Consider the following 18,627-nt stretch of genomic DNA (forward strand, 5'->3'; position numbering starts at 1 on the left):
TAGCCACCCACCAGTAGCGAGTCTTGGGATGATGCCGGTAACGGCATCTGACAAGCGTAGACAGCGAGCAAGCAGGGTTATATGGTGATTGAGCCTCGATATTTTACCAACCAGTTGGCCGACGCCTTAATTTCAGCGGAAGGCAACAGGAACAGAAACGATAAGGCGAGTAGCTGTTCACGCTGCGGGGTCATAGAACCAATCATGCTTGACGTCGTGATTACTCAGTCAACTGGGGAGAGCCTGTAGCTCCCATATCAGCCGAAAGGCAATAATGTATAAGTGGTATGCCGGCCGACCATAACAGGGAGAAAGGCAAATGGGCTATAGGCAGTCAGATAGCTTCATAGTACCGAAGAAAGCGGGCAATGCCGCCGGAGGGAAGGGGACTACACAAAATCACTCTTTCTGAGGACACATCAGCCGTGCTCAGGAACGGAGGAACTGATGGAAACGAAATTAGAAAGAATAGCGGACAAATCGGCACATATGCCGAAGCCGGAATTCACATCGTTGTTTCATCTGATAGACACAGAGATGCTCAAACAGTGCCATAAAGAACTGGACGGCAACAAAGCAGTCGGTATAGACGAGGTGACGAAGGAAGAGTACGGCGGAAACCTGGATGCAAATGTAACAGACCTTGTGGAAAGGTTAAAGAGAAAAGCGTACAAGCCACAGCCTGCGATGAGGGTGTACATTCCGAAGGATAACGGCAAGATGCGACCATTGGCAATTGCGTGCTATGAGGACAAGATAGTCCAGTTGGCGCTCAAGAAGATACTGGAAGCAATATATGAGCCGCGGTTTCTGGAGAACATGTATGGCTTTCGATCGGGTAGAGGCTGTCACGACGCTATCAAGGTGGTGTACCGCAAACTGAACAACGACAGGATATGCTATGTAGTAGATGCAGACATCAAAGGATTCTTCGACCACATGAACCATGAATGGATGGTGAAGTTCCTCGAACTCTACATCAAAGACCCAAACATCATCTGGCTCGTGAAGAAATTCCTTAAGGCCGGAGTAATGGATGATGGGAAACTGCTTGCAACTGATGAAGGATCCGCCCAAGGCTCCATAGTCAGTCCAATACTTGCAAACATCTACATGCACAATGTCCTGATGCTCTGGTATAAGGTGATTATCGCTAAGAGATGCGAAGGAGACAACTTTCTGGCGAACTATGCTGATGACTTCATTGCTGGATTTCAGTATAAATGGGAGGCTGAAGAATACTACCAACTGCTGAAAGCACGAATGTATAAGTTTGGGCTGGAACTGGAAGAAAGCAAAAGCCACATGGTAATGATGGGCAGATACATAGCTAATGCGAGGGTTAAAAGCGGAGAAAATACGAAGTTCGGAACATTTGACTTTCTGGGTTTCTCATTCTACTGCGGTAAATCCAAAACAGGCAAGCCTTGGATCATGCCCAAAACCTCGGGGAAGAAGTTCCGCAAGAAGGTCAAGGCGATGAAAGAGTGGCTGTACCGCCACAGAGACACGCCGCTTAAGCTGATTATGAAGACAGTCAATATGAAGCTTGCTGGTCACTACCGCTATTACGGCGTGAGTTTCAACAGCAGGTGGATTGCGAACTTCTGGTTCCAAACACGGGAACTTCTCTTTAAGATTCTTAACAGGAGAAGCAACCGCAGAAGCTACACAAGGGCTGAATTCGTAGACATGCTGAAATACTACCCGCTTGCTACTCCGAAGGTTTATGTATCCCTGTTTCAATGAAAGTGAAAGATTTTGCGAGGAGCCGTATGCGGGAAAGCCGCACGTACGGATCTGTGAGGGGCGGGTATCGAAAGGTATCTGTCTACTCGATTGTAGGGAGGATATGATGAATATTGGAGCCTATATGTGTGGAGTATTGGTTATGCCATTTGCAATAGTAGGATTGTTATTTGGAATATTCAAAGAAAAGGCAACTAAATTTGTTGCAGGATTTAATACTTTTTCGGATGAAGAACAGGCTATGTATGATAGAGCAGCTATTTCCCGTGATATAAGAAATCAATGCTTTATATGGTCAGCTTTAATGCTGGGAGGGACAGTTCTTTCATATGTTTTATCACCATATATGGCTATTCCAACTTTCATTATTTGGTGTTTTTTGTTTTTTAAAGATACCCATATAGATGCCCATAAAGCATTTGAAAAGTATTTGCTGAAATGATTAATTATAGACAATTTCCAGTTGGCCGAGCTATTTAGAGCGAGGGATGCTTCTTGAACGCTAGTTCAAGAAGATGGGCTTGTCGATAACTTCCAGTTTTGTTGCGCTGGTGAGGTAAATAGAATCCTTATTATAAATGGAGATAAATCATGGTAACGGGACAAGATACGATAATCAGTGATGCAATCGACTATGTTAAAGAGCTGTTTGCAGGAAACTCGGATGGTCATGGAGCAGATCACACGATGCGTGTATATCACAATACGCAGATGATTTTGGAAAAGTATTCCGGCGCAGATAGCTTTGTTTCTTTGCTGGCGGCATTACTACATGACGCTGATGATCATAAGCTTTTCAATACAGAACACAATTTGAATGCCAGGTCATTTATGGAACAAAAGGGCTTGACATTAGAAACGATAGAAGAGGTTTGCAGAACAATCAATTCTGTGTCTTTTAGTCACAACAGAGGAAAAAGACCTGAAACACTGGAGGGGATGATTGTTCAGGACGCCGACAGACTTGATGCTATCGGAGCTATAGGGATTGCCAGAACATTTGCCTATGGTGGGAAAGTTGGAAGACCATTGTCAGATTCCATAAAGCATTTTTACGATAAGCTCCTCCTTTTAAAGGATGAATTGAATACTGATGCTGCAATTGATATGGCGCAAAAGAGACATGAATTTATGCATGGGTTTCTTGAAGAATATTATTCAGAAACCTCCCAGACTGTGTAGTATGAATCAATCTACAGATATCAGGACATACGGGTTGAAAAAGATCCTGTGATCACATCAGTTACCTGATCTGAAGAATTTTGTGATAGCTTCCTCAAACAGCAGCGCCTCATTGCTGAGAATGTTATTCTTGTTGTGGACGATGAACAGCTTCTTGGAGAGCCAGTCTTCGTCGAAAGGAATGACCTTTATCTTGTCTGAGCGAATCTTGCGGGCCAGATACATGAGACTGATGCCCACAATCTGAGAATCCTCGGCCATCTGATGGATGAGATGAACGTCGGAAGTTTCAAGAATGATGCTTGGTGCGTTCTTTGAACCGAGAAAAGTATAGATCTGATTGATGCTTGTAAAGGATGAAGAATCCTTGATGACGAGCGATTCGTTTGCTATTTTTGAAAAAGGAACGGAGTCGTATTCTGCCAAAGGATGAGTTTTATTTACCACAATACAAAAAGATTCCGTACACAAATGAGTATAAGAAATTTTGTGAGGGTTGAACGGGCCGGGAAGTATGGCCAGTTCAACTTCATTATTTTCAACCTTTTTAAGAGCATAGTCATCCGGATATTCTTTTATATTTATCCTTATGTTCGGAAAAGCTTCATTAAACTCCCTGAAAAAAGATGCTGATATAAGCTGCGGAACATCGTAAGAACAGTATATTGTAACGGTCTTTACTGTGGATTTTTCCTGGAAAAGCCTGTTTGTTATCACATCATATTCATCGATTATATATTTCGCGTGGATCGCAAGTCGCGCAGCTTCTGCGGTCGGCAGGATCCTGTTGCTTTTATGTTTGAACAATTGCACTCCAAGCTCTTTTTCAAGAGTTGAGATGGTCTTACTAAGTCCCTGTGGAGTGACAAAAAGATTGTTCGCAGCCTTGGTGATGCTGTTCTGCGAGTATACTTCCAAAAAATATTGTAACTGGCGCTGATTCATTGTATTCCCCCTGCGGTGCACTGCGTTACACAATGTACCAATACATATAATTACCGATCAAATAAAAATTAGTACAAAAAAGGCGCGCGTTCTAAAAAAACGTGCGCCTTTGCAAATTCGATTTATATGATATATCAAGCGGCTCCAAAAGTCAAAATATTAACTCTGCCTAAACAATTTGGTTTAACAGCTAAATCCTTTTTCTGTTTTGCAAGAGCGGATTTTAATGATATAACATACGAAAAGCAACACATACCGCAGCAAGAACAAGGGCGTTCACACAAAAAAGTGTGAGCGCCCTTTTGGCGTATAGTCCGGTTGAGATTGTTTATTACAAACTAAGAATTTACGAAAGGCAGGGCAAGGATATGAAAATGGAAAGAACAAATTACAGCTCGGGAGCTCCGCTTGAGGAAAAGGTTGGATATTCCAGAATGGTAAAAATAGGACCGTATATAAAAATCGGCGGAACCACATCTGTTCAGCCTGACGGAACCGTTTACGGCGAAGATGCTTACGAGCAGACCAAATACGTACTCGAAAAACAGATCAAACTGTTGGAGCAGGCAAATGCCTCTGCCAAAGATGTATTTTCAGTTTTTATTTATACGACGGATATATCGCAGGGGGCACGCATATGCGAAGCATATTCAGAGTTCTTCCACGATATAAAGCCGCTAAACACAATGGTTGAGATCTCAAAACTTAACAGACCTACACAGTTTGTGGAAATAGAAATTGAAGCAATGCTTTCAGAATAGGAGGAAAAGGGAATGTCTAGAATATCGGAACATCCTATTTTAGGGAAAAAAGAAAAAGGCAAAGAAGTCGAATTTACCTTTGACGGTCAGAAGATGAAAGGCTTTGAGAATGAGCCTATCGCGATAGCACTAAAGGCAAACGGAGTGATGATCCACAGATATACAAAGAAAGAACACAAACCGAGAGGTCTCTTTTGTGCAATAGGAAGATGTACCGACTGCGTAATGGTTGTGGACGGAAAGCCAAATATCAGAACCTGTGTAACACCTTTGAAAGAAGGAATGGTAGTCAACACGCAGGACGGAGTCAAAGCAGTAGGCATGTAGGAGGTAACGTTCTATGAAAAGATACGAGGTAATAATCGTCGGTGCCGGCCCGGCAGGACTTTCAGCAGCTATCGAGGCTGCAAAAAAAGGACTGAAGGTAGTTGTGTTTGACGAGAATGATAAACCGGGCGGACAGCTCTTTAAGCAGATTCATAAGTTTTTCGGATCAAAAGAGCATCACGCCAAGATAAGAGGATATAAGATCGGCGAAGAACTCTTGAAAGAAGCAGGTGAACTCGGAGTAGAAGTTGTTCTTAACGCAACGGTCGTAGGCTTATATCCCGACAAAGAAGTAAATGTAAGGATCAATGATGAGATACATCACTTTAAGGGCGACACGGTGATAATCGCAACCGGAGCATCCGAGAACATGGTTACTTTCCCGGGATGGACGCTCCCCGGAGTTATCGGAGCCGGAGCAGCGCAGACAATGATGAACCTGCACGGCATACAGCCCGGAAAAAAGATCCTGATGCTTGGTTCAGGAAACGTAGGACTTGTAGTTTCTTTCCAGCTCTTGCAGGCAGGATGTGAAGTGGTAGCAATTGTTGATGCGGCTCCGAGAATCGGAGGATACGGAGTTCACGCATCAAAGGTTTCAAGGACGGGAGTTCCTTTCTACCTCTCACACACGATCAAGCAGATTCACGGAGAAGATTGTGTTACAGGAGTAACAATCACAGAGGTTGACGACCATTTTGCACCGATACCGGATACCGAGAAGTTTTTTGAAGTTGATACAGTCTGCATGGCGGTTGGCTTATCTCCTATGTCACAGCTTCTTAAGATGGCAGGTTGTGTTATGGAAGATAATCCAAAGCGCGGAGGTCAGGTACCTATCGTTGATGAATATGGTGAGACATCTGTTTCAGGTATATTTGCGGCTGGTGACGTATCCGGAATCGAGGAAGCTTCATCAGCCATGATCGAAGGAAAAATGGCAGGCGTGTGCGTTGCTGAGTACCTCGGATATATCGATGAGGAAGAAAAAGACAGTCTCCTTAAAGTATTCGATGCGGACCTAAACAGCCTGAGACAAGGAATGTTTGCTCCCAAGAACAGAGGAAAAATCATAGAGAGTACAGAAGAAGGAATTGAAATATCGAAGAACCTGCTTAAAAAGGGATATGTAAAAGATGATGAGATCGAAAGATTCCCCGGAGTTGTTCATAAGTCGGGAGTACATCCCGTGATCGAATGTACGCAGAATATCCCATGCAACCCGTGTCAGGATGCATGCAAAAAAGGCTGTATCTCGACAGGAAAAAATATCACATACCTTCCTTTTGTTAAGGACGGCAGCGAATGTATCAACTGCGGAATGTGCGTAGCAAGCTGCTCGGGACAGGCAATATTCCTTGTAAACGAAGATTGCGGCGACGGAAGCGCAACCGTAACCCTTCCATATGAATTCTTCCCGCTTCCCGAAGTCGGAACGGTTGGATACGGACTTTCAAGAAAAGGCGAGAAGCTCTGCAAAGCAGAAGTTGTATCCGTAAAGAGCGTCGGAGCATTCGATCATACAAACCTTCTTACCATGAAGGTTCCGAAGGAATATGCGATGAAAGCAAGGTTTTTCAAATGTAGTTAAAGAAGTGAAAAGGAGCAATCGTTATGAATACTGTAGTTGACAGATCAATAGATATAGGTGAATTCATCGCACAGCCGGATGACGACATGCTTATCTGCAGATGTGAGGAAATTACAAAAGGTGAGATCAGAAAAGCCGTACATGACGGTATGTGGACGCTCACGGAAATAAGAAGATATTTGCGAACGGGAATGGGACTTTGCCAGGGACAGACCTGCTCCAGACTTGTAAAAGGTATTGTTGCGAGAGAACTTGGTGTATCTCCTGCAGAGCTTGAGCCTGCAACTGCAAGATCTCCGATGCGTCCTACGGAAATGAGAATATTTGGCACAGAGGAGGTATAGGCTATGGTAATGGAAAATAAAGCGGATGTAGTAATTGTCGGTGCCGGAATCATCGGTTGTGCCATTAGTTATTACCTGAGTAAACGTGGAAAAAGCGTAATTGTTCTGGAGGGAAGCGATAATATCGGTAACGGTGGCTCATCCAGAAACGGCGGTGGTGTAAGACAGTCAGGAAGAGACCCAAGGGAACTTCCGCTTGCGATGTACGGAATAAAAGAGCTGTGGCCGACACTTTCGGAAGAGCTCGGAGTTAACTGTGAATATCACAAAGAAGGAAATCTTCGTCTCGGCAAGACACCCGAGCACCTCAAAATCTTGCAGGGACTTACAGATAGAGCGGTAGCTTGCGGACTTGATGTCAGAATGATCGATTCTGATGAGGTAAAAGAGATCAATCCTTACCTTTCGGACGAAGTTATAGGAGCAAGCTGGTGTCCGACAGACGGACATGCAAACCCGATGGTCACAACACTTGCTTTTTACAAAAAGGCAAGAGAGATGGGCGTTAGATTTATCACAGGTGAAAAGGTTGAGAGACTAAGAAAAGTTAAAGGACGCCTTCGCAAAGTTTATACAAAAGAAAACGAATATGAAGGAGAGTTCGTAGTTGTAGCTGCAGGTTACGAATCAAGAGAAATTCTCGGAACGATAGGAGTTGACGTTCCGATGCACAAGGAACTGTGTGAGTGCCTTGTGACCGAGGCTGAACCTCATATGTTCAATCAGATGCTCGGTACAGCAGAGGCGGATTTCTACGGACATCAGGCAGATCACGGATCATTCGTATTTGGCGGAATGTCGGGACTTGAGCTTAACAACAAAGACTGCGGACCTGTAAATTCACCGAGTAATGCGGCGATAACGGCGCCGTGCATATGCAGAGGAATCATGAAATACTTCCCAGCACTTGAGGATGCCAAGATCGTAAGAACCTGGGCAGGATACCTTGATATCTGTCAGGACGGCGTACCGGTACTTGGATTTGTCGATGAAGTTCCGGGGCTCGTTGTAGCATGTGCCTTTTCGGGACATGGATTTGGAATAGCACCGGCTGTCGGAGAGCAGCTGGCAATGCTTATAGATGAAGGAAAGACGGCAGTGGATATATCGGGACTACGATACGGTAGATTCAAAGCCAAAATATAAGTAGTAAAAAGGAGGCACACGTTATGAAAGTTGCGATCGAAGAATTATCAAAAGTTGAGATTATCACAAAAGAAGCCAAGGTTGCAGAGCTTACAAAGAACTTCGGTAAGTTCGGTATTACCGGAATGACTATTTACGAAGCCAAAGGATGCGGTGTCCAGCTTGGAACACAGGAATATGAAGCAGAAAAAAATACAACACCTCAACTTTTGTCCAAGCAGGTTGTGATGGTTGTGCTCCCTTCAAGAGAAGTTGACGGCTTTTTGGATTTTGTGGAGAAATCACTTTACACAGGTCACATAGGTGACGGAAAGATTTTTGTTACCCCGGTCACGAATGCGGTAAGGGTAAGGACCGGTGAAGAAGGAATGGATGCACTTAAAGAGGGTGCACTCGATTGAGAAAGGAGGCTTGTTGCCTATGAATGATAAAAAGATTGGTTTGGGTAGTGTCATAGCAACGGGAGTAGGACTCGTGGTGGCATCAAGTTGTCTTTTAACCCTTGGCATTGGTGCGGGCAGCATAGGAACTCCTTTCATAATAACTATGATAATCGCGTGTTGTGTAAACATATTTACTTTGTTGTCAATTGCCGAATTAAACTCAATGATGCCCGATTTAACGGGCGGACTTGCACAGTTTTCGCTGGCATGTGTCGGACCTTTTATCACCATCATCTGTATGGTGGGCGGATATCTTCTCTGCAACTCGCTTGCGGGATCCGTTGAAGGAGCTGTTTTCGGAAATACTTTTGCGGAGATGTTCGCGGGACTGGGACTTCCGGCATGGGTGTTCTCGCTGGTGCTTATAGCTTTTTTGGCAATTACGAATTTAAACGGCGTTGATGTATTTATCAAGGTTCAGGATTTTGTGGCCTATGCACTTATCTTTTCACTGGCTGCAATGGGTGTTCTCGGAGCTCTTGGAATCGGAACAGGAGAGGTTATCGAACAGCCCGCGGCCCTTGCAACAGATTTTAAGAGTGTCACCGGATTGTGCGGACTTGCATTTTTCCTTTTTGTCGGAGGTGAATATGTAATCCCTCTTAACAAGAGTTGTAAGAATGCAAAAAGAGATATTCCACTCGGAATGGTGCTCAGTATGCTGATCATTTTGGCGATGCAGACATTTTTGACACTCGGATTTAAGAATTACACCGAATGGGAAGATATGACGGGAAGCACGACACCGCAGATGCTGTACGGAATGGCTCTTTTGGGACCGATGGGAAGATACTGGATGCTGATCATTACGCTTTTGGCAGCAGTTAGTTCCGTAAATACGATAATGGGCTCACTTGCATATATTCTTATGGGAATGTCCAAGATTGGTCTTCTTCCCGAATTTTTTCAAAAGAAAAATTCAAAGGGCGCTCCTTATGTAGGGATCCTTTTGGAGGCTGCGATATTCCTGGTACTTAATATAACCGGCCTATCATCGACCGATTCCATCTCATATATGATCTCGGTTTTGGCGGTGCTTTGGCTTATAAGCTACATTGTTTCAAATATAAACGTAATTCTTTTGAGAAAAAGACTCCCCGCGGCGCCCAGAAACTTTAAGACGCCCTGCGGATATCTCGTTCCGATCCTTGGAATTGCAGGATCTGCATATATGATCTACAACATTGACCCTTCGTGGGATGTAAAGCTCTCACTTTACAGAGTTGTGCTGATAACCATGGCGGCGCTTGCGGTTTATTCATTCACATGGGTCAGATTCAAGATAAACAGACCGCTCTTTAAGCCATATCCGGTAAAGGAAGTAATGGCGATGGAGAACGAATTGTACTTTAGATTTCATAGCCGTAAAGGACTTGATGAAATAGATAAAAAGGCAAATAGGAGGAAAGCAGTATGAGTGATACAAAATTAGATCTTTTATATTTAAGTGAGCCTGACATGATCAAGGCAGGTGTTAATGATGTGGTAAGTTGTACATCATGTATGGAGGAACTTCTGATAACTCTCGACAAAGGAGATTATCTGATGGGTGGAGAAAACGGAAACTCTCACGGAACAATGATTACTTTCCCTGACAATCCTATTTTCCCCAACATGCCAAAGAGCGGCCCCGACAGAAGATTCATGGCGATGCCGGCTTATGTAGGCGGTGAGACGGCCATGGCAGGAATGAAGTGGTATGGCTCAAACGTTGAGAACAGAGAAAAAGGACTTCCGAGGTCTATCCTTATGGTAATGCTTAATGACAAGGATACCGGCGCTCCGTTGTCTCTTATGTCTGCAAACCTTCTCTCAGCCTATCGTACATCCGGTATTCCCGGAGCAGGTGTAAAAAACCTTGCGGTCAAGGATGCCAAAGTACTTGGAATTGTAGGTCCCGGCGTTATCAACATCACGGCTATAGAGACATTCGCGGCGTTACGCCCCACACTTGATACACTCAAGATAAAAGGTAGGGGCAAAGCTTCGATTGACAGATGTATAGCTTTTGTAAAAGAACACCTGCCTCAGTTCACAACGATCAAAGTAGTGGATACTCTTGAGGAGTGCGTAAGAGATTCTGATATCCTCAGCTTTGCGACTTCAACATCAATGGGCATGGACAGAAGTCAGTATCCTTTCGTAGAAGAAGAGTGGATCAAGCCTGGTGCACTGTTCTGCGTTCCCGGTTCCTGCGACTTCTCCGATGAATATATCTGCAGCGGCAAAGCAAAACTTGTATGTGACAACATTAAGCTCTATGAAGCCTGGGCAGAGGAATATCCTTACCCGACATACAACCAAATCTATATTCCCGGTTGTCTGTGGCTTGACCTTGTTCACGACGGCAAGCTCTCCAAAGACAAGATTATAAACCTCGGAGCTATCCTTGCAGGAAAGGAAGAAGGAAGAAAATCGGACGATGAGGTTATTATCTATTCTGTAGGCGGAATGCCTGTAGAGGACGTTGCCTGGGGCAAAAAGTGCTATGAAAAGGCACTTGAACTCGGTATCGGAACAAAGCTTAACTTGTGGGAGCAGCCTTATCTTTTCTGATAATAATTGCAATAATAAATAACAAAATAATCCGGTACACGAAGAGTCATCCTATTTACAGGGATGGCTCTTTTTTCCGTAAATGTGAACTGCGCGTTTGTTGAATCGCCTGTGGCAATTAAATATAATATATGTGTTTTGAGTTTAGATTTTATATACAAAGATAAGGATAAATATGGAAAAGAATATTGATTTTACCGAAGGGAAAATAGTAGCACCCCTTTTAAAATTTGCAGGCCCCGTTCTGATGGCTCTGTTTTTGCAGGGAATCCTAGGCGCATTTGCGATCCGTGTTCCGTTCTCATTTATTATGAGTAAGATAGAGCCCGTAACTCTGTTTCGTATCGGACTCGCAACGCCTTGTTCTACGATAGTTCAGATAGTATTGTGCTTTGGATATCTAATGTTCATGAGAAGGAAAAAAGAATTATGAAAAAAGTTTTTATCGTTGAGGATGATGAGATAATAGCAAGTCAGGTGGCAAAACACCTTGAGACCTGGCAGATGAAAGCAAAGGCAGCAGAGGATTTTCAGAATATCATGGCAGAATTTGAGGAATTTAAGCCGGACATTGTGCTTATGGACTTAAAGCTTCCTGCCTACAACGGATTCTACTGGTGCGGTGAGATCAGGAAGGTTTCGCAGGTCCCTATCGTATTCGTATCATCTGCCGATGAGAATATGAACATCGTGATGGCTATGAATATGGGAGCCGACGACTTTATATCAAAGCCCTTCGATCTCCAGGTTCTTACAGCCAAGATTCAGGCAGTTCTTAGAAGGAGCTACGGAGAGAGCATTTCGGTACATGAGCTTGAGGTAAAAAATGTGCGCCTCAACCTTGATGATACTTCCGTTACAGCAGGAAATAGCAGGCTTGAGCTTACAAAGAACGAGTATCTGATCTTAAAGACACTCATGGAACAGCCGGGCAAAGTCGTATCGAGAGAGAGCATAATGGAGAGACTTTGGGGCGCGGAAGAGTTTGTTGATGACAACACTCTGACCGTCAATATCACAAGAATCCGCAAGAAGCTCGAAGCAGCGGGTGAATATGGATTCATCACAACTAAGAGAGGGCTAGGCTACATTGTTGGGGAATAACGGATTTTGGAAAAATAACCGAATATACCTTACGGCAAATGCAGTATTTATACTTATTTTCTGGGCTGTAAGTGCTCTGTATCACATTGAGAGTGAGTTTATCTTTTATGTGATATCTTTTATGCTGATAATTACGGTAATTGCCGCTTTTATAAATAATAATTCCATACATAACAGAGCTCAGATTCCGGAATATAATAATGAAAGCGAAGATGGATCAGACAAGGTTATGTGGGAGAAGCTCAGGGAAAAAGAGGATTTCTTTGCACTCTGGGCACATCAGATAAAGACTCCCATTGCGGCGCTCAAGCTCCTTTTTGAGGATGCCGATCCAAACACGTACGAATGTAAGAGCGAGCTCTTTAAAATAGAAACTTACGTGGAGATGGCGCTTAATTACCTGAGGTTCGAAGAGATGTCGGGTGACCTTGTTCTTGAGAAGTGCAGTCTTGAGCCGCTTGTAAAGCAGACGGTAAAAAAGTTTTCGACAGTCTTTATCTTCCGTCATCTTTCGGTTGAGCTTAATAACCTTGACTGCGATATACTTACGGACGATAAGTGGTTTTCTTTTGTCCTCGAGCAGGTATTGTCAAACGCACTCAAATATACCAAGGAGGGCGGCATCAAGATCTTTTCCCGTGATACGGATGAGGGAAAAGAGATCGTTGTAAGCGACAGCGGCGTCGGAATAAAGAGCGATGATCTTCCGAGAGTCTTTGAAAAAGGCTATACCGGCTACAACGGCCGTGTAGATAAGAAGGCAAGCGGGATTGGCCTTTATCTGTGCAAGGGCGTGTGTAACAAGCTTGGACACGGCATACGCATAGAGTCGGAACTTGGCAAGGGATGCGATGTCATAATTACGGTCCGCAAAGAAGCGGTAAATGAGCGGGATTCTAAGTATATCTAAGGAAATATCGCTTAACTTACATAAATGTAAGATTAGCAGTGGGAAATGTAAGCCAAAGAAAGGGTATTGCATTTCCCTTTTTGTTATTATGATATAGGTTTCAAAAGTCACAAATGCGTACATGCTTGCATGTTAAGCGTTTTGACTTGTGAAACCGAACAAACATGAGGAATAAGCAATTTACGTAGTAAATTCGCGGTTTCCGAATGTTTGTAGAATTGCGGGAATGACGATAGTCATGGAGCAATTCGTATATCATAATAAAGCAATTGGATGGGAATAAATACAACTACGGAGGAAGATAAAATGGCAGTACTTGAAGTTGAGCACGTAAAAAAGATATACAAGACAAAAATGGGAATAGATTCAGTTACAGCACTTAAGGATGTTCACTTTAGCGTAGAGAAGGGCGAGTTCGTTGCAATCATGGGCGAGTCCGGAAGCGGTAAGACAACTCTTTTGAATATCCTTGCAAGCCTTGATGTTCCTACAGCCGGCAAAGTACTGGTTAACGGCAAAGACTTCTCGGCTCTTAAAGACAACGAGAGAGCGATTATGAGAAGAAACAACCTTGGATTTATCTTCCAGGATTTCAATCTCCTTGATAATTTCACAATCGAGGACAATATAAAGCTTCCGCTTGTTCTTGCAGGCGAAGACCACAGAACAATGGACGATAAGGTTGCACCTCTTGTAAAAGAGCTTGGAATTGCGGATCTAATTCACAAATATCCTTATGAAGTTTCAGGCGGACAGAAGCAGAGAACAGCAGTTGCAAGAGCACTTATTACCAAACCTCAGATACTTCTTGCAGATGAACCCACAGGAGCGCTTGATTCAAAGGCAGCTACAAACCTAATGCACCAGCTTCGTGACATCCACAAGAGCGGACAGACAATCCTTATGGTAACTCACAGTAATGTTGCGGCAAGCTATGCAGACAGAGTTATGTTTATAAGAGACGGCGAAGTGTTCCACCAGATCTACAGAGGAAACCTCAAGAGAAGCGAAATGCTTGATAAGATCTGCGATGCAGTTACAGTACTGATGAGAGGAGGAGAGGACAGTGAATAACAACTTGCTTACAAGACTGGCGTTTACGGGACTTAAGAATAATAAGAAGACAGTAATTCCTTATATTGCCTTGTGTTCCGTTACAATTACTGTTTTTCATATATTGTTGTCATTGGTGAACAGTAAGTTTCTTATACAAAATGGAAATCCGGCATTTTATGGAGCAGATTTTCTTCGTTTCTGCATGACGATAGGCTGTATAGCTGTTGGAATATTTGCGGTAATCTTTGTTTTCTACGGAAACAGTTTTGTAATGAAAGGTCGCAGAAAGGAAATTGGTCTTTACGGCGTACTTGGACTTAGTAAAAAGAATGTTACTTTTGTCATGTTAATCGAGAGTCTTGTTCAGAGTACATGTTCAATAGGGGGTGGTATTTTTGCAGGAGCTTTTTTGAATAAGATTTCAGTCCTTTTTCTTTTCAAGATTGTAAAGCAACCATTTGTGAAAGGACTGGATTTTTCGCTTAAAGCAACGCTGATCACACTTGTATTTTTTATGGTTATTTTTGCGGTATGTCTTATCTACAATATTCTTACTGTTAATATGGCAAATCCGATATCAGTTCTGAAGAGTGAGAATGTCGGAGAAAAAGAGCCTAAAGTAAAGATTATATTGCTTATTATCGGTGTTGTCGCAATTACTTACGGTTACTATATGGCTCTTACAGCTAAGAGCACCCTGGTTGCAATGACAAGTCTTTTTAAAGCGATAGTACTTGTATCTGTGGGAACATATGCACTTTTTATATCCGGAAGTATTTTTGTTCTGAAAATGCTTAAAAAGAATAAGGATTATTATTACAAAACAAAGCATTTTATAAGTGTTTCAAATCTTATGTTCAGGATGAAACATAATGCTGCGGGACTTGCGTCTATATGTATTCTTTCGACGGGAGTGATTCTGTTACTTGCTTGTACTTCATCACTTATGATGCTTGGTGAGCAGAATATTGATATCATGTATCCCCACGATGTTGCTATAAGTCTGGCATCTGATGATGGTTTATCCTTGGAGGAAGTAGGAAAGTCAGTTGATGAAGCACTTGATAAATCAGGTATTGAGGCCGAAAACAGGATTGGTAGAAGATATAGTATTTCTTTTGGTGAAATAACAGAAAAAGGGGTAGAACCGGATTGCTTTCCGCGTGAAGATTTAAGCAATACATGTTGCTTATATATAGTGACTTTGGATGATTATTATCTATATACCGGAGAGAAAGAAACTCTTAGTCCCGGAGAGATTTTACGATACAGTACAGATAATAAAGTAAAAGAGGGTGAGAACTTTTCAATATTCGGAACAGAGTTTTATGTAAAAAAGAGCATAGATGGAAACGTTATAGGGGATGATGATTCTTATGCCAATTTTTGTGACGTTGAATATATAGTTATTGCAAATGAAGCAGAAAAAGATTTGATAATTCAAAATAATCCCGATGTTCCTCAGTTGTCCAATACACTTACAATCTCGTTTGATGTAGACGAAAAAACTACTGATGAACAGATACAGATTTTAAAAGATGAGATAAACGGAAAATACGGATTTAGCACCTTTTCTTATAAAAACGAGGAAAGAGAATTGTTCTACAGTCTTTACGGTGGAGTTTTCTTCGTTGGAATATTCCTCACGATACTTTTCCTTATCGCGACAGTTATGCTCATTTTTTACAAGCAGATGTCTGAAGGCATGGAGGATAAAAAGAGATTTGAGATCCTGTCAAATGCAGGACTTTCAGATAAAGAGGCAAGAGGAGTAATAAAGAGTCAGGTAATGCTCATGTTCTTTTTGCCGGTATGCACTGCAATCGTGCATATGATGTTCGCAAGCAAAATCTTAAAATTGTTTATGGGTATGATCCTATATGTCAAAATGTCTACTTTTTGCTGTGCGATTGCGATAGTCTGTCTGGTGTTTTTGTTAATTTATACCCTTGTTTACAGAATTACTTCAAAGCAATACTACAACATAGTTTACGGGGAGAATAAGTATAATGAAAGTATTAAAGAAAATCGCGAAAGTTTTGTTGGTAATTATAGTTACGGTGAGTGTGGCTCTGGTAATAGGGCTTAACTACAAGACAGTATTTGCAAGTCACAAGATCAAGGAAGTTGTTGATGCGGCGGTTCCCGTTGAAGAAATCGAGATTCCGGATAACGTTCAGATCGTTGGTCTTGGAGAAGCAAGTCACGGAAGCAAAGAGTTTCAGGAGTCTAAGCTTGAGATGCTCAAGATGCTTGTGGAAAAGAAAGACTATCGTGCGATCGTGGTTGAAGCGGATTTTGGTGATTGTCTTGCCGCAAATGCCTATGTTCAGGGCGGCGACGGCGATGCAAGGGAAATCGTAAACAACATGAGTTTTACAATCTATCACACCAAGGAGATGGCGGATATCCTAGATTGGATGAAGCAGTACAACGCATCGGTACCTGAGGATAAGAAACTTAGATTTTACGGCTTTGATATGCAGAATCCCGAGCAGGGCATACAATTCCTTTTGGACTACATTGCAAAGAGCACAATAACAGGCGTAGATCTTTCCGCTACAAACCTTCTTATTGATGAGAACAGTACAGAACCCTTATCAGATGACCAGCGCAATAAGGTTAAGAGCGAAATGGCTGAACTTAAGTCGGCTATTGAAGGTGTTGCCGGAAGCGAACGCGATTTTGATACAATATGCGCTCTTAAGATTACTGACAATGTATGTACCGCAATGGACTACGGAATGCAGGATACTCAGGAAATGAACAATTTCAGAGACGCAGCAATGGCTGAGAATGTAAGCTGGATCCTTGATCTTGAAAAAGAAATCGGATCGGGCAAGATAATGCTAGCGGGACACGACGGCCACATTGCAAAGAAGGGACAGAGCATGTTTATGAAGGTCACAATGGGCGGTGTTCTTAAGGAAAAATACGGTGATGCATATTACAGCCTCGGAACAGATTTCTTTAAAGGAAAATCCAATATCAGAGTTTATCTTGGAGGCCCCGGTGAATATAAGCGTAAGGACTATTATGTGACAACAGCGGATCCTATTGCTTATCAGGCCAAGTATGTTGACGGAAAGCGATTCTTCATTGACTTTGGATCTCTTTCACCTGAAAACAACGCTAAGCTCCATTCTATTGTGAACTCTAAAGTTTCAATGGGTTCTCTCGGAGAAGGCTTTTCAGGAATATATTATCTTATGCATTCAAGTTATCGTGTTGAGATGGCGCCTACAGATCTTTATGACGGAATGATATTCTACTATGAAGTGGGAGCGATAGATCCACAATATTAAATTTGTTGTTTCCGAATATATCAAGGAGGAGCAATGTGCTTAACGGTGCATTGCTTCTTTTTTTATATAGGAAATTCCTACCAAATAAGAATCGCTACGCTATGGATGCGAGCGATGCGAATGTGGGAAAGATTGTTGTAATGTTAACGAATATTGACTAAAAGTTAACTATAAATTATAATTTACAAATAATATTTCATAGTGATGAAGATATGAAATGCAAGACGTTACATGATGTATTATCGGGTTGATAAAAAGAGGGGAAATCGACCGTGCTTTAAAAGGAAGGATAGAAATATTTTGAACAGGACGGACACTTTTTTTCTTGTGCACAATTATAATACTGTGCCGGGGGAACTGATCGAATATTGCAACGATCATCTTATAATCGATTGTTCGGATGACGGAATGACACCTGATAAGCTTAAGGCTGCAGGCTACAATTTCATTCATGTTGAGAATACCGGACACAACCTTACAAGTTATTTTCATTATTTTATAGATAACTACGATAATCTTCCTGAGTTTGTGGCTCTTTTGAAGGGCAATATTATAGGAAGACATGTTTCAAAAGAGTTTTTTGACCGAGTTTACAACAACAAATGGTTTACGTATCTCTATCAGGACAAGAAAATGTGGGAGAGGTACAAAAAAGGCGGCGATGAGAATTCAATCGCTTCGCTTCTTTCGGAGGAAGGCTATATTGAGCTCGACAGCTCCTGGTACATGAATCAAAGTCATTCATACAGGTACTTCTATGACATGGACGACTTCTACAGATTTGTTTACAAGGATCCCGTTATCCCGAGATACTGCAATTTCAGTCCCGGAGGCTGCTACATAATAAACAGGGAGCAGATTCTAAAGAATTCCAAGACTTTCTACAAGAATCTGAACAACCTTATGGAGTACCGAAAAGAAGTAAACTTCCCGGCAGAAGCATACCTCGTTGAGAGACTGATGCCCTGGATATTTACATCAAGATACGAAGTAAATTCCTGGATGGAAGACGAAGAAGAATTTGCGAATATGCTTGAGAAGTGTGAAAAGAGCGTAGAGAAGCACCGCTTGTGGAACAATCTGAGACTTAAGAGATTCAGACTCCTTCTTGGTACAAAAGAGCCGGTGTTCCTTGAAGATTGAGAATAATAAAGATTTTTGGAATTCTGCCGATATATATGGAAACGGGTTACTATTTCTTTTAACAC

General features: G+C 42.3%; 19 protein-coding genes. 18 read left to right on the forward strand and 1 reads right to left on the reverse strand.

Translation table 11 applies throughout. From position 1 onward, the window contains the following. Nucleotides 1-447 precede the first annotated feature (447 nt). The 3 genes from ltrA to DL92_RS0116660 all read left to right on the forward strand — a co-directional run bounded on the left by ltrA (nt 448) and on the right by DL92_RS0116660 (nt 2,931). Complete coding sequence (ltrA, locus tag DL92_RS0116650) at nt 448-1,749, forward strand: group II intron reverse transcriptase/maturase (RefSeq protein ID WP_026668344.1); 1,302 nt, start codon at nt 448-450, stop codon at nt 1,747-1,749. A gap of 103 nt (nt 1,750-1,852) precedes the next feature. Next, nucleotides 1,853-2,191: a DUF3784 domain-containing protein gene (locus tag DL92_RS0116655; RefSeq protein WP_242838943.1), complete on the forward strand. Its 339-nt coding sequence runs from the start codon at nt 1,853-1,855 to the stop codon at nt 2,189-2,191. 149 nt (nt 2,192-2,340) lie between these two features. Next, entirely contained in the window at nt 2,341-2,931 is a 591-nt protein-coding gene (locus DL92_RS0116660; protein WP_026668345.1) for an HD domain-containing protein, read from the forward strand. Nucleotides 2,932-2,988: 57 nt separating this feature from the next. Here the strand turns inward: DL92_RS0116660 and DL92_RS0116665 are convergent, their stop codons facing one another. After that, on the reverse strand, nt 2,989-3,876 hold the full coding sequence (locus tag DL92_RS0116665) for a LysR family transcriptional regulator (RefSeq protein ID WP_026668346.1): 888 nt from the start codon (nt 3,874-3,876) through the stop codon (nt 2,989-2,991). Nucleotides 3,877-4,250: 374 nt separating this feature from the next. Between DL92_RS0116665 and DL92_RS0116670 the strand changes: the two genes are divergently transcribed. The 15 genes from DL92_RS0116670 (at nt 4,251) to DL92_RS19810 (ending at nt 18,562) form a co-directional block, all read left to right on the forward strand. After that, the gene (locus DL92_RS0116670; RefSeq protein ID WP_330365430.1) at nt 4,251-4,637 is read left to right on the forward strand and encodes a Rid family hydrolase; all 387 of its coding nucleotides are present in this window, start codon (nt 4,251-4,253) and stop codon (nt 4,635-4,637) included. A gap of 12 nt (nt 4,638-4,649) precedes the next feature. Further along, the gene (locus DL92_RS0116675) at nt 4,650-4,964 is read left to right on the forward strand and encodes a (2Fe-2S)-binding protein (RefSeq protein ID WP_026668347.1); all 315 of its coding nucleotides are present in this window, start codon (nt 4,650-4,652) and stop codon (nt 4,962-4,964) included. A gap of 13 nt (nt 4,965-4,977) precedes the next feature. After that, nucleotides 4,978-6,555, forward strand: coding sequence for an FAD-dependent oxidoreductase (locus DL92_RS0116680; protein ID WP_026668348.1), 1,578 nt, complete (start codon nt 4,978-4,980; stop codon nt 6,553-6,555). Between the two features lie 23 nt (nt 6,556-6,578). Next, the gene (locus tag DL92_RS0116685) at nt 6,579-6,899 is read left to right on the forward strand and encodes a (2Fe-2S)-binding protein (protein ID WP_026515551.1); all 321 of its coding nucleotides are present in this window, start codon (nt 6,579-6,581) and stop codon (nt 6,897-6,899) included. A 3-nt stretch (nt 6,900-6,902) separates the two neighbouring features. Next, nucleotides 6,903-8,045, forward strand: coding sequence for an NAD(P)/FAD-dependent oxidoreductase (locus DL92_RS0116690; RefSeq protein ID WP_330365429.1), 1,143 nt, complete (start codon nt 6,903-6,905; stop codon nt 8,043-8,045). Nucleotides 8,046-8,068: 23 nt separating this feature from the next. Further along, entirely contained in the window at nt 8,069-8,446 is a 378-nt protein-coding gene (locus DL92_RS0116695) for a P-II family nitrogen regulator (RefSeq protein ID WP_081670574.1), read from the forward strand. Between the two features lie 19 nt (nt 8,447-8,465). Beyond that, a complete protein-coding gene (locus DL92_RS19805) occupies nt 8,466-9,905 on the forward strand; it encodes an APC family permease (RefSeq protein ID WP_051594130.1) in 1,440 nt (479 codons plus the stop codon). Next, nucleotides 9,902-11,044, forward strand: coding sequence for a tyramine oxidase subunit B (locus tag DL92_RS0116705; RefSeq protein ID WP_026655562.1), 1,143 nt, complete (start codon nt 9,902-9,904; stop codon nt 11,042-11,044). Before DL92_RS19805 ends, DL92_RS0116705 begins: the two co-directional genes overlap by 4 nt. Before the next feature lie 175 nt (nt 11,045-11,219). Beyond that, entirely contained in the window at nt 11,220-11,477 is a 258-nt protein-coding gene (locus DL92_RS0116715; protein WP_026655561.1) for a hypothetical protein, read from the forward strand. Then, nucleotides 11,474-12,148, forward strand: coding sequence for a response regulator transcription factor (locus tag DL92_RS0116720; RefSeq protein WP_026655559.1), 675 nt, complete (start codon nt 11,474-11,476; stop codon nt 12,146-12,148). The genes DL92_RS0116715 and DL92_RS0116720 overlap by 4 nt, the downstream gene beginning before the upstream one ends. Next, nucleotides 12,138-13,058 carry a sensor histidine kinase gene (locus tag DL92_RS0116725; RefSeq protein ID WP_242845879.1) on the forward strand — a complete coding sequence of 307 codons (921 nt, stop codon included), beginning with the start codon at nt 12,138-12,140 and terminating at the stop codon, nt 13,056-13,058. Before DL92_RS0116720 ends, DL92_RS0116725 begins: the two co-directional genes overlap by 11 nt. A gap of 306 nt (nt 13,059-13,364) precedes the next feature. After that, nucleotides 13,365-14,132: an ABC transporter ATP-binding protein gene (locus DL92_RS0116730; protein ID WP_026655557.1), complete on the forward strand. Its 768-nt coding sequence runs from the start codon at nt 13,365-13,367 to the stop codon at nt 14,130-14,132. Further along, nucleotides 14,125-16,203 carry an FtsX-like permease family protein gene (locus DL92_RS0116735; RefSeq protein ID WP_026668350.1) on the forward strand — a complete coding sequence of 693 codons (2,079 nt, stop codon included), beginning with the start codon at nt 14,125-14,127 and terminating at the stop codon, nt 16,201-16,203. Before DL92_RS0116730 ends, DL92_RS0116735 begins: the two co-directional genes overlap by 8 nt. Beyond that, nucleotides 16,124-17,419: an erythromycin esterase family protein gene (locus tag DL92_RS0116740; protein ID WP_026668351.1), complete on the forward strand. Its 1,296-nt coding sequence runs from the start codon at nt 16,124-16,126 to the stop codon at nt 17,417-17,419. Before DL92_RS0116735 ends, DL92_RS0116740 begins: the two co-directional genes overlap by 80 nt. Before the next feature lie 300 nt (nt 17,420-17,719). Next, nucleotides 17,720-18,562, forward strand: a complete 843-nt coding sequence (locus tag DL92_RS19810; RefSeq protein WP_051199041.1) for a DUF3431 domain-containing protein — start codon at nt 17,720-17,722, stop codon at nt 18,560-18,562. Nucleotides 18,563-18,627 lie beyond the last annotated feature (65 nt).

The organism is Butyrivibrio sp. AE2005 (assembly GCF_000686965.1).
Taxonomy (GTDB): Bacteria; Bacillota; Clostridia; order Lachnospirales; family Lachnospiraceae; genus Butyrivibrio; species Butyrivibrio hungatei_A.